Raw genomic sequence first — 12,555 nt, forward strand, 5'->3', positions numbered from 1 at the left:
TATTCGTTTACGGACACAAATAGGCGTTGCCCATGAGTGTAAATGAAGTCACGAAATCTTGCGGAGAAACCATATACACCGTGTTTGCGCCTAGTGCGTGAGCACGGTTTTTAATGTCATTGGTTGCACCTTGGATCATCACATCGTTGGCAAAGAACCAGTAGCTGTACCAATGGCCTTCACTGCCGGTCACTTCACCAAGGAACTGACATCGCAGAGGATCAAAGGTGGCATCTTGGCGAAGATGAACGTGCTGTGCCGCAGGATTGAGGCTCATGCTCGGTGACGCGCACCCTACCAATGTAAGTCCGCAAAAGGTGAGCGCGCAAAAGGTAAGTAAAGTGCGATGTTTATTGGCTAACGACATAAGCAATAAATCCTATCCAACTGATGATAAGTAGCCCCCAAGGGAGCCAAGCATTGGTCTTTGAGCGAGAAGGAACCGATTGTGGTTCAGGGGAAAGCGCGACTTTCTGTGTCGGCGTGGTTTTGGCTTTCTGATTTTTCTTACGAGCCTTATCCGCTTGGCGAGCTTTCTCTTTTTGCTGCTTTTTATACAATGCGATGCCTTTCTCGATCCCTTGAGCAATAAGTTTGGTTTGCTCTTTGGTCTGCCCCGGCTTTTGCGTCGCTTTTGCAATGGCTAGCGCGTCTTGCTTGGTTTCAGGTGAGAGGGAAGGGCTGGTTTTCATGGCGGTCTTCATTGAGAAAGTAAACAAAGGCTTATCATAGCACGCCGCTATGGCTTGTGGGGGCTTGCGGGTCGCAAAGTGGCGGCTTTTACTTTACAGTGTGGGTTAGTCGTCTTAGAAAATGAATAACGTCGTGCGTTACGCCATCGAACACTATGATCAACACGGTTTTTTAAAAGCGCCAAAATGGCTATGGCTAGGGTGGTTTTTTCTTGCTCGCGCTTGGATTGTCTTCGTCGTCGCTGGCGCCAGTCGAGAGTCCGGAAGTGAGATACTGACTATCGTGTACCCTAATCAAACGGGTCTCTATCTTGGGTTACTGATGGGGTTGCCGACGATTGCGTTGATGTGGCTTTATGGTTTGCGCAGTCCCGAGCGCACTTGGCTCACTCGTTTACTGTATTACGGTCGCCCGCTCACCTTAGTCATTGCGGTTGCTCAGTGGTTGCAGTGGGCTTACCAGGTATACTTGCATCACGGTGCCTTCAGTTGGACACAGGGTGGTATCGGGTTATTGCTGACTTGGCTCATTATCTATCTAGTTAACAGTCGCAGTGTGAAAGATTGTTTTCAGCTTGGCGTCGAAAATGAGTCAACCAAGTCATCTACGTAAAAGCATCTACGTAAAAGGCATCTACGTAAATCGTGCATTCACCGTTAAAGAAGAATTGAACAGATACTGATCTCCCAACGTAATGGGATAAAGAACAATAAATACGTGAGGTTATAACAATGTCATCGCCACAAAGTGCCATTCTCCCTGAGGCTGGCCCATTCGCTCAATACACACTTCTCAAAATCAAACAGAATCCGCAAGGGGTGCTTGAAAAGCTTCAAGCTCTGCCGCAAAAGGTGGCTGAGCTCAATCAGCAGCAACCGGGCGCACAGTTAACCTTGTCGATTGCGTTTACGCACGCATTTTGGTCGCAGCTCGATGCGCCAATGCCAAGTGAATTGATGGCGTTCCCTGTTTTGGGAACGGGTAGTGTGGTGGCGCCAAGCAGTGATGTCGATGTGCTGATTCACTGTCACTCACTGCGTCATGACCTGCATTTTTACCTTCTGCGTACGCTGATGGCGGAGGTGGCCGATGAGGTCGAGATTGTGGATGAGACATACGGTTACCGCTACCTAGACTCTCGTGATATGACCGATTTCGTCGATGGCACAGAAAACCCGAAAGAGGGGCAACGTCATGAAGTGGCGATCATCCCTGAAGGTGAATTCGCCGGCGGTAGTTACGTGATGGTTCAGCGCTTCGTGCACAATTTACCTGCATGGAATCGCCTTAACGTGTCAGCGCAAGAAAAAGTGGTCGGTCGTACAAAACCGGATTCTATTGAGTTAGATGACGTGCCAGCGGCATCGCATGTTGGCCGCGTTGACATCAAAGAAGAGGGGAAAGGACTGAAAATTGTGCGTCACAGCTTACCGTATGGTTCAGTATCGGGTGAGCATGGTCTGCTCTTCATTGCTTACTGTAATACGCTGCACAATTTCAAAGCGATGCTTGAGAGTATGTACGGTGTGACAGATGGCAAGACGGATCAACTGTTGCGTTTTACCACCGCGGTCACCGGGGCTTACTTCTTCGCGCCTTCTGAGGCAATGTTGACGGCGTTAAGCGTCAAATAATCTCCCTCATAAAGCTTAAACGCGAGAGCCGAAGCATCCAGCTTCGGCTTTTTCATATTTGTCATTAAAGAATGGCGTGATTGGCCGATATAACCTGTAGGACTTTAATTGAATTTGTAGTGAAATCATGGCGATCACCGTAAGCACCAACGTGTCAGCAATGACGGCGCAGCGATATTTGAGTAGCGCGACAGAGATGCTCAATCAATCGTTGGAGCGGCTCTCTTCGGGCAGTCGGATCAATAGCGCCAAAGATGACGCGGCGGGTTTACAAATCTCTAATCGTCTTGAGTCACAAATGCGCGGGCTCGATGTTGCAATGCGCAATGCCAATGATGGCATTTCAATCATGCAAACCGCGGAAGGGGCGATGCAAGAGACGACCTCCATCTTGCAGCGTATGCGCGATCTCTCTTTGCAGTCGGCCAATGGCTCGAACAGTCAAGCTGAAAGGCAGGCGCTACAAGAAGAAATGGGCGCTTTAAACGACGAATTGAATCGAATAGCAGAAACGACCTCTTTTGGTGGGCGAAAATTGCTCAATGGTGGCTTTGAAACCTCTTCGTTTCAAATCGGTGCTAGCTCAGGGGAGGCGGTTCAGGTGTCACTAAAAAGCATGCGCACCGACACCCTAGCGATGGGCGGGTTTAGCTACCGCGCTGGCTTATCTGCAGGTTCAGATTGGCAGGTCTCGCAAGGGGCATCGATGCTCAATATTCAGTACACCAACGCCGTAGGTGAGCAAGAACAAATTCAAATAAAAGCCAAACAGGGTGATGACATAGAGCAACTGGCGACTTACATCAATGGGCAAACGGATAAAGTCTCCGCCTCGGTGAATGACGAAGGGCAACTGCAACTGTTTATCGCCGGTAAAGAAACATCAGGAACCTTATCTTTCTCGGGCAGCTTAGCCAATGAATTGCAACTGGGGCTGGTGGGCTACGAGGCGGTCGATAATCTGGATATTTCCAACGTCGGCGGCGCGCAACGAGCGGTGTCAGTGATTGATACGGCGCTGCAGTACGTCGATAGCCATCGAGCAGAATTAGGCGCAATGCAAAACCGCTTTGACCATGCGATCAACAACCTAGGCAATATCAACGAAAACCTTGCCGCCTCGAACAGCCGCATTAAGGACACCGACTACGCACGTGAGACGACGCAGATGGTCAAACAGCAAATCTTGCAACAAGTGAGTACCTCCATCCTTGCCCAGGCGAAACAGCAACCCGATCTGGCGCTAACGCTGTTGAATTAATCGTCATTGTTGAGAAAACAAAAATCTCAAAAAAGAGAAAGGTATCGACAGGTCGAAATAAAGCTTTAGCGAAAAAATGAATTTTTTAACGATTATTGCCCGTTAATCACGTTTTCCTCCCCAACTGCCTTTTTTTCGAAAAAAACAAAAAAAATGTCTCAAGCTTTTCCGCCTCACGCCGTTAATAAAAGTAACTTTGAGAGAACTACTTTGGTTTTCCGAGACGTCGGAAACCGGATACATCGGAAAATCAATTTGGAGAAATCACCATGGCAGTGAATGTAAATACTAACGTAGCAGCAATGACAGCACAGCGTTACCTAAATAGCGCGAACAATGCACAACAAGCTTCAATGGAGCGTCTATCTTCTGGTTTTAAAATCAACAGTGCGAAAGACGACGCAGCAGGTCTACAGATCTCAAACCGTTTGAATGTGCAAAGCCGCGGTCTTGATGTCGCTGTACGTAACGCGAACGACGGTATCTCTATCGCGCAAACTGCTGAAGGTGCGATGAACGAGACAACCAACATCTTGCAACGTATGCGTGACCTATCGCTTCAATCAGCGAATGGCTCGAACTCAAAATCTGAGCGCGTGGCGATTCAAGAAGAAGTCACAGCTCTAAACGACGAGCTAAACCGTATCGCGGAAACAACCTCTTTTGGTGGTAACAAGTTGCTTAACGGTACTTACGCAACGAAATCGTTCCAAATCGGTGCAGACAACGGTGAAGCCGTCATGCTGACGCTCAACGACATGCGTTCTGACAACGTTGGCATGGGCGGTACTAGCTACGTTGCACAAAACGGTAAAGATAAGGATTGGTCTGTTCAAGCGGGTACCAATGATCTCACGATCAACCTGACTGACACTGACGGCCAAGCACAAACCATCAATATCACCGCGAAAGAAGGGGATGATATTGAAGAGCTTGCGACTTACATCAACGGTCAAACTGACATGGTAAAAGCCTCGGTTGATGAAGATGGTCAACTGCAAATCTTTGCAGGTACCAACAAAGTTGACGGCGCAGTGAGCTTCTCTGGTGGTCTAGCGGGCGAGCTAAACATGGGCCCAGGTCAAGACGTAACAGTGAACACCATTGACGTGACGACGGTGGGCGGCGCGCAAGAGTCTGTCGCGATTGTTGATGCGGCGCTTAAATATGTGGATAGTCACCGTGCAGAGTTGGGTGCGTTCCAAAACCGCTTCAACCACGCGATCAACAACTTGGACAACATCAACGAAAACGTCAACGCGTCGAAGAGCCGAATCAAAGACACTGACTTCGCGAAAGAGACAACAGCACTAACCAAATCTCAGATCCTGTCTCAAGCGTCAAGCTCAATCTTGGCTCAAGCGAAACAGGCGCCAAACTCGGCACTCAGCCTACTTGGCTAATCGCCCTCCGCGCTTATCGAATAAAAATCCAGCTTCGGCTGGATTTTTTACGTTTGGTGTTTGCAAGGATTTTCATGGTAGTTAGATCAGTTTCACGAAATTGTACGGATGTGAGGCAAAGAGAAAAAAACTTCATTTTTTTTCTAAAGGTATTTTTTGTTTCGCCGTTACAAGACTGAGAGAAATGAGATGCGCCGAAGTGAGGTGAGAGACACGACAGCGCATCACCCCTAATGCCAAAGGAGATCAATATATGGCAATTAACGTAAACACGAACGTGTCTGCGATGACCGCTCAGCGCTACCTCAATGGGGCGTCGGATGGTATGCAGAAATCCATGGAGCGTTTGTCATCGGGTTACAAAATCAACAGTGCCCGTGATGATGCTGCCGGTCTACAAATCTCAAACCGTTTAACGTCTCAGAGTCGTGGTCTTGACATGGCGGTGAAGAATGCCAATGACGGTATCTCTATTGCTCAGACGGCTGAAGGTGCGATGAATGAAACCACCAACATCCTTCAACGTATGCGTGATTTGGCACTGCAATCGTCTAATGGTTCGAACTCGCGCTCAGAGCGAATTGCGATCCAAGAAGAAGTCACGGCGCTGAACGATGAATTGAATCGTATAGCCGAAACCACTTCGTTTGGTGGCAATAAGTTGCTCAATGGTACTTATGGCAGTCAGTCGTTCCAGATTGGTGCCAGTTCCGGTGAGGCGGTGATGTTATCCATGGGCAACATGCGTTCTGATACAGCAGACATGGGCGGTAAAGCGTATATTGCTACGGCGGGTAAAACACCCGATTGGACAGTGAGTGCAGGGGCGAGCGACCTGACTTTAGACTATACTGACGTGCACGGTGAGGCGAAAAGCTTGACCATCAACGCGAAAGAAGGCGACGACATCGAGCAATTGGCCACTTACATCAATGGTCAAAGTGAAGATGTGAAAGCGTCGGTTGGCGAAGATGGCAAACTGCAACTGTTCGCTGCGACCAATAAAGTCTCTGGTGATGTCACCATTGGCGGTGGTCTTGGTGGAGAGATCGGCTTTGGCGCCGCGCAAGATAAAACTGTCGCAGATGTCGATGTCACTACCGTTGCGGGCTCGCAACTGGCAGTGTCAGTGATTGATGGCGCGCTAAAGAGCGTGGACAGCCAGCGCGCGGAGCTTGGTGCGTTCCAGAACCGCTTTGGTCATGCGATCAGTAACTTGGATAACATCAACGAGAACGTCAATGCGTCTCGTAGCCGTATCCTTGATACAGATTACGCCAAAGAGACGACAGCGATGACCAAATCGCAAATTCTCCAGCAAGCGAGTACGTCGGTTCTAGCGCAAGCTAAGCAGTCACCGTCGGCAGCTCTTAGCTTATTAGGTTAATCGGTAGGTTCGCAGGAGCTTATTGGTAGTAGCATGCGCTACTGACCTATGAGGTGGAAGGGAGATTGTTATGGACATACCATCTAACACATCGAACATCCAGCCTTACGGCTCAGAAAGTGGCACTAAAATTGCTTCTAAGTATGATGGTGCGCAGTCCATTTCTTTAAGTAAAGAAAAGGCCTCTACCCATGAAATGAGCAAGCAGTCTGCCGAGTCTGTCACGCAAGCGATAGAAGCGGCGAAAGCTCGTGAAAAGCTCAATAGCCAAGAAAGGCAACGTTTGGTCGAGGAGATGAATGATTTCATTTCGTCCATCAACAAAGGGTTGTCCTTTCGAGTGGATGAAGAGTCGGGGAGAGATGTGGTCACTATTTACGAAGCGAGTACTGGCGATATTATCCGCCAGATACCCGACGAAGAGATGCTGGTAATATTGCGGCGCCTAAGGGAACAAACGGCTCGATACTCATCGGGCTTAGTAAACCAAACGGTGTGATCGTACTTCGAGGTGATTGAATGAGTTTTGGCCCTATTGGGATGAACACTGGCATGGACATCAATTCCATGGTCAGCAAAATTGTTGATTCGGAGCGTGTGCCTAAGCAGCAACGTATCGACAATGAGCGAGCCGAAATTGAGTCTAGTATCAGTGCCTATGGGCGACTCAGAGAGTCGCTGGATACGATGAGAAGCTTGATGCAAAACTTTCGTACAGAGAAAGCGTTTGCAGCAAGAAAGGTCGATACGACCGATGACTCTGTTGTCTCCGCGACGGCAACCACAGAAGCTATCGCTGGTCGATACGCTATCGATGTGTTGCAGCTTGCCCAAAGTCATAAAATTGCGTCTGATGTTTTGCCAGCAGATGGCAAATTTGGACCGGGCAAGCTGCAGATTTCAATGGGCAACCGAAGTTTTGATGTCGATGTTCAATCCGGCTCGAAACTGGTCGATATTGTACGTGGTATCAACAACGATAAAGCCAATCCAGGCGTTCGCGCCTCAATCATTAACGACGTAGACGGCCCTCGTCTTATCGTCGCCTCCAATAAATCCGGCGAAGAGAACAGCGTATCGCTGCTTGCAGACGCACAGCCGGGTGATCTACTTAAAAATCTAGAATACAAAACGCTTGAGCAGCGCGTGAAAGATCTCGAACGTGCACGTGCTCAGGCGCAAGAGCTGCTTGTCCCTCTCACTCCAGAAGAGCAAGCGATTGCCGACAACATCGCGCAAAGAAACATCGAAGCGGCAAAACTTGTCGATCAGGAAATTGCCGATGCCTCAAAGCAAGCGGCCATTCAAGCCGACCCTAACGCCGCCAAAGATGCGTCAGCAGGGAATGAGCTGTCCGATAGTGCAGCAGCAGCGGCGGCCGGTGCGGGTGTTGAGGCGAACAAGTACATCAAACCAGAAGACCGCATTCCAGGTTGGACGGAAACCGCTTCAGGGACCTTGCTCGACTCTTATTGGGAACCAGAGCCTGAGCTCGATGCCAAAGCGCGCGAGAAAGCCGGTGATGTCCCTGGATGGAGTAACACCGCGTCAGGCACACTGACAGACTCCTACGTGACGCCGAAAGAGGCGCAAGCCAAGCTCGAAGCAGAACAAGCCCGTATTGAGCAGAAGGTGGCCGACGAAAAAGCCGCGCTTCAGCAGCGCGTTGATGCTGGCGAATTGACGGCAGAACAAGCCAAAGAGTTGGAGCGAGCAAAATTACCGAAAGAAGAGCGCGAATATCTAGAACGTGTCGATGCCGCGCAAAAAGCCCTTGAGGACGCACAACGCTCTTTTGAGTCTTATCGCGGGATGACGCAGGTCCAAGCAGCCCAAGACTCCAAAGTGATGCTTGATGGTGTCGCCCAGTTGTCGAGTGACAACAACATTATCGAAAATGCCATTGAAGGGGTCGATTTAACCTTAAAAGGTCGTACGACACCCGGGAAACCCGCATCGGAAATCGATATTGAGTATGACCGAGAAGGTGTACGCCAAGATATTGAACAATTCGTTGCTGCTTACAATCAGTTCTATCAAGTATCAAAAGAACTGTCTGGAGTCGATCCCCGTACAGGCATGGCGGGCCCACTATCAGGCGACAGTATCGTCCGCAATGCCGATGCTAGGTTGAAATCTGTTTTCTCATCCGCTATTGAGCCTGCGCCCGATGACCTCAAAACATTAACCGAGTTTGGTATCACCACCACACGTCAGGGTAATCTTGAGATTAATTACGCGATGCTCGACAGGCAAATCAACAATAACTTCAATAAGCTTGAAGCCTTCTTTGGCGGCAATCAAGGGTTTGCCAAGAAAGTGGAAGATGCCATTCAAGGGTTAACTGGCGCGACTGGGTCGATTCGAACTCGTGAACAGAGCATGATTGAACGCAACTATGGTCTTCGAGATGATCAGGCGGCACTGGATCGCCGCATGGAGAGTTTGGAGCAGCGAACTCACGCCAAATTTTCGGCGATGCAGGACGCGACCGGTAAAATGCAATCACAGTTAGCAGGGATGATGAATGCACTTGGCGGATGATTTTTCGGCGCAACTGGCCACTTTGTGTGATATTGATCAAGCTATTGGCCATCTGCTTTCAATAGATGACATAAATACTGAAGAAATCACCGCCCAAGTCGATACAAGGGAACAGATATTGCAGAAGTTACTCTGCATGATCGAACAGTGCCCTGAGTTAGCGCAATTGCCTGCTTGGCAACGCGCCATAGATGACACTGCAGCCATGGTGCAGTTGATGCAACAGAAAACGGCCCTCGCAGGCCAAGCGCTAAAACAGTATCGTCATGGTCAACGTTCGGTTCAGCAGTACAAAAAGTTTTTATAAAAGAGGATAGTTATGCGTGGTTCTTTACAGGCTTACAAGAAGGTATCGGTTGATAGCCAGCTCAGTGCGGCCTCCCCGCATAAGATAGTGCAAATGCTGATGGCTGGAGCTATCGAGCGTCTTATTCAAGGGAAAGCAGCAATGCAAGCTGGCAATGTTCCAGTGAAGGGAGAGCGTTTGGGTAAAGCGTTAGACATCATCATCAGCTTACGCAGCTGCTTATCGATGGATGATGGCGGTGACATTGCACAGAATCTCGATCAACTCTATGAGTTTATGATCACTCAGATCACGGAAGCGAATCATAAAAATGAACCGCAGCCTATTGACGATGTGATTGAGATTATCCGTGAAATCAAATCAGCATGGGATCAAATACCCACTGAGTTTCATAACCTTACCGCAGCAGAAGTGGGCATTTAACCCGCACTTCGGTCAAGAAATGTTAAGTCGAAAGCCTTTCATTAACGCGCTTTTGGCTTAACATCACACCGAGTTATTGCTCGGTTGCCTTTTGCTATTTATCACATAGAATATAAGTCACTACGTAGCCTAGTGGCTTATTTTTGTTGTAGAAGTTTATACATTCTCTGTCGTTACACCTACACTGTAATTGAAAGACGTTAGAACAGATAAAACAGCCACAACGTTTCTGATAAAAGGCAAATATTCTCACCTATGCAAGGTTTAGCAAAAATTCTCGTGATTGAGGATGACGCGCAGGCGCAAATCAATCTGAGTAACATATTGGAGTTTGTAGGAGAACAGTGTGAGGCCATCTCTTCTCGCCAATTAGAAGAGCCCAATTGGTCTGGTTTGTGGGGCGGCTGTATCGTCGGTTCCCTGATTGGAGACTCACTGCCTGCAAGCCTGAGTGAAAAACTGGCCTCTGCCAACCATATCCCTTTACTGATAGCCGGTACGCATTCTTATCCCGTCGATGAGCTGACCAATTATGTTGGCGATCTCGAATACCCATTAAATTACCCGCAACTCAGTGAAGCCTTACGTCACTGCAAAGACTTTCTAGGCCGCAAAGGTGTGAATGTCTCTGCATCGACTCGAAAAAACACCTTGTTCCGAAGTCTGGTTGGCCAGAGCATGGGCATTAAGGAAGTGCGTCACCTAATCGAGCAAGTGTCTGGCACGGAAGCGAATGTGTTGATTCTGGGTGAGTCCGGTACAGGTAAAGAAGTGGTGGCACGCAATATTCATTACCACTCAGCGCGACGCAATGGGCCTTTTGTGCCGATCAACTGCGGCGCTATTCCACCGGACCTGCTGGAAAGCGAATTGTTTGGTCATGAAAAGGGCGCGTTTACCGGCGCGATCACTTCAAGAAAAGGGCGCTTTGAGCTGGCAGAAGGCGGTACACTCTTTTTGGATGAAATCGGCGATATGCCGATGCCGATGCAAGTTAAACTGTTGCGGGTTTTGCAAGAGCGCACATTTGAACGTGTTGGTGGCAACACCACGATTCGTGTCAACGTACGAGTGATTGCCGCTACTCACCGGAACCTTGATAATATGATTGTGGATCAATCTTTCCGCGAAGACCTCTACTATCGTCTCAACGTTTTTCCAATCGAAATGCCCGCTCTGCGTGATCGTAAAGAAGACATTCCGTTGCTATTGCAAGAGTTGATGACGCGAATGGAATCGGAAGGATCGCAGCCTATTTGCTTCACGCCTCGTTCTATCAATTCATTGATGGAACATGAGTGGCCTGGCAATGTCCGCGAGCTCGCGAACTTAGTAGAGCGTATGATTATCCTCTATCCCAACAGTTTGGTTGACGTTAACCACTTACCCACCAAGTATCGTTATAGTGACATTCCTGAGTTTCAACCAGAGTACCACTCTACGGAGTCGGTTGAAGAGCAGGAGCGTGATGCCTTGCATGATATTTTCTCTGAAGACTTTAGCTTTGAAGGGAGCGACCCATTTCAAGAGTTTGATAACGCGCCGCAAGATCTGCCGCCCGAAGGAGTCAATCTCAAAGAGATGCTCGCAGAGCTTGAGGTCAACATGATCAATCAAGCCCTTGAAGCGCAAAGTGGTGTTGTGGCACGCGCAGCGGACATGCTAGGCATGCGACGCACCACCTTAGTTGAGAAAATGCGCAAATATAATTTGCAGCGCTAAAGCGACAAAAACTCAACTGTCAAATAATCGACTTTTGTAAGTCTTTGAAAAATATATAAAATAGCCTGGTATGCAATTTGCATTTCAGGCTATTGTTGTATTTACGATAAGAATGTCGACATGACCTCAAACCCACCGACAGAACCCGCGATGCCACTGGGCACGCTCGAAGAGCAAGTAGCACGTTATCAGCAAGTGTTGGATGTGATGCCTGCAGGTGTCATTTTGCTCGATACACAAGGTGTTGTGCGAGAAGCCAACCCTGAAGCGCAAAAATTACTTGAAGTTCCGCTGGTGGGGTCGCGTTGGTTTGAAGTAATTCAGCACGCGTTTGCGCCGCGTGAGGATGACGGCCATGAAATTTCTTTGCGCAACGGGCGTAAAGTCCGACTGGCGATTTCCGCCTCGGCGACAGGGCAATTGATTCTCATCACTGACCTTACCGAGACGCGTTTGTTGCAGTCGCGCATCAGTGATTTGCAGCGGCTCTCTTCGCTTGGGCGCATGGTGGCGTCGCTGGCCCATCAGGTGAGAACGCCTCTGTCGAGTGCCATGTTGTACGCTTCCAATTTGGTGGCGCCGAATCTGCCTCCTGCAACGAAAGACCGATTCCAATCCAAATTAATGGATCGATTGCACGATTTGGAAAAACAGGTCAATGACATGTTGCTGTTTGCCAAAGGTGGCGACAACAAAGTCGTTAAACCTTTTTGCATTGGCGAGTTAGTGGATGAGTTCTCCCCCATGGTGGAGACCGCGTTAAAGAACAATCAGATAGACTATCATTTAGAAGTAGAGCAAGAAGAGACCTTACTACTCGGCAATGCCAATGCGCTAGCTTCAGCTTTGAGCAATTTGGTGATGAATGCGATCCAAATTGCAGGCAAAGAGTCTCAACTCGACGTCTTTTTTAGGCCCGTGAAGGGTGAACTGAAAATCTCGGTTCAAGACAGTGGCCCAGGGGTACCCCCTGAGCTGCAAAGCAAAATCATGGAGCCCTTTTTCACCACACGCTCTCAAGGTACTGGGCTTGGCCTTGCGGTGGTACAGATGGTGTGTCGAGCGCACGATGGGCGTTTAGAGCTCATATCAGAACCGGGTGATGGCGCATGCTTCACCATGTGTATTCCGTTGCAGCGCAATGTGGAACCTAATCAAGATTTAAGCACTGGAGAATAACA

At 48.8% G+C, this 12,555-nt stretch carries 13 protein-coding genes; 11 read left to right on the plus strand and 2 right to left on the minus strand.

What is annotated here, in order from left to right:
• Positions 1-7: 7 nt before the first annotated feature.
• Together AC6R03_RS03895 and AC6R03_RS03900 are read right to left on the minus strand one after the other, a co-directional pair.
• Positions 8-367, minus strand: a complete 360-nt coding sequence (locus AC6R03_RS03895) for a DUF4156 domain-containing protein (protein ID WP_500632300.1) — start codon at positions 365-367, stop codon at positions 8-10.
• A complete protein-coding gene (locus tag AC6R03_RS03900) occupies positions 351-692 on the minus strand; it encodes a DUF2956 domain-containing protein (protein WP_500632299.1) in 342 nt (113 codons plus the stop codon). Before AC6R03_RS03900 ends, AC6R03_RS03895 begins: the two co-directional genes overlap by 17 nt.
• Before the next feature lie 133 nt (positions 693-825).
• Here AC6R03_RS03900 and AC6R03_RS03905 point away from each other — a divergent pair, with 133 nt between their 5' ends.
• The 11 genes from AC6R03_RS03905 (at position 826) to AC6R03_RS03955 (ending at position 12,553) form a co-directional block, all read left to right on the plus strand.
• Positions 826-1,305: a DUF2919 domain-containing protein gene (locus tag AC6R03_RS03905; protein WP_500632305.1), complete on the plus strand. Its 480-nt coding sequence runs from the start codon at positions 826-828 to the stop codon at positions 1,303-1,305.
• Between the two features lie 119 nt (positions 1,306-1,424).
• Positions 1,425-2,327, plus strand: coding sequence for a Dyp-type peroxidase (locus AC6R03_RS03910; RefSeq protein ID WP_500632298.1), 903 nt, complete (start codon positions 1,425-1,427; stop codon positions 2,325-2,327).
• Between the two features lie 127 nt (positions 2,328-2,454).
• Positions 2,455-3,588, plus strand: a complete 1,134-nt coding sequence (locus AC6R03_RS03915) for a flagellin (RefSeq protein WP_500632297.1) — start codon at positions 2,455-2,457, stop codon at positions 3,586-3,588.
• A 269-nt stretch (positions 3,589-3,857) separates the two neighbouring features.
• Positions 3,858-4,991, plus strand: coding sequence for a flagellin (locus AC6R03_RS03920; protein WP_334555237.1), 1,134 nt, complete (start codon positions 3,858-3,860; stop codon positions 4,989-4,991).
• Positions 4,992-5,244: 253 nt separating this feature from the next.
• On the plus strand, positions 5,245-6,378 hold the full coding sequence (locus tag AC6R03_RS03925; protein ID WP_487902628.1) for a flagellin: 1,134 nt from the start codon (positions 5,245-5,247) through the stop codon (positions 6,376-6,378).
• A gap of 70 nt (positions 6,379-6,448) precedes the next feature.
• Positions 6,449-6,877, plus strand: coding sequence for a flagellar protein FlaG (gene flaG / locus AC6R03_RS03930; protein WP_334555239.1), 429 nt, complete (start codon positions 6,449-6,451; stop codon positions 6,875-6,877).
• A 20-nt stretch (positions 6,878-6,897) separates the two neighbouring features.
• Positions 6,898-8,922 (plus strand): flagellar filament capping protein FliD, encoded by a 2,025-nt coding sequence (fliD, locus tag AC6R03_RS03935; protein WP_500632296.1) that lies wholly within the window; start codon positions 6,898-6,900, stop codon positions 8,920-8,922.
• Positions 8,906-9,229, plus strand: a complete 324-nt coding sequence (fliT, locus tag AC6R03_RS03940; protein ID WP_500625991.1) for a flagellar protein FliT — start codon at positions 8,906-8,908, stop codon at positions 9,227-9,229. The genes fliD and fliT overlap by 17 nt, the downstream gene beginning before the upstream one ends.
• Positions 9,230-9,241: 12 nt before the next feature.
• Positions 9,242-9,652: a flagellar export chaperone FliS gene (fliS, locus tag AC6R03_RS03945; RefSeq protein ID WP_500629280.1), complete on the plus strand. Its 411-nt coding sequence runs from the start codon at positions 9,242-9,244 to the stop codon at positions 9,650-9,652.
• A 255-nt stretch (positions 9,653-9,907) separates the two neighbouring features.
• Positions 9,908-11,374: a sigma-54 dependent transcriptional regulator gene (locus tag AC6R03_RS03950; protein WP_500632295.1), complete on the plus strand. Its 1,467-nt coding sequence runs from the start codon at positions 9,908-9,910 to the stop codon at positions 11,372-11,374.
• A gap of 120 nt (positions 11,375-11,494) precedes the next feature.
• Entirely contained in the window at positions 11,495-12,553 is a 1,059-nt protein-coding gene (locus AC6R03_RS03955; RefSeq protein ID WP_500632294.1) for a sensor histidine kinase, read from the plus strand.
• The last annotated feature ends 2 nt before the right edge of the window (positions 12,554-12,555 follow it).

Source organism: Vibrio sp. R10-SG-ISO4, assembly GCF_059834135.1.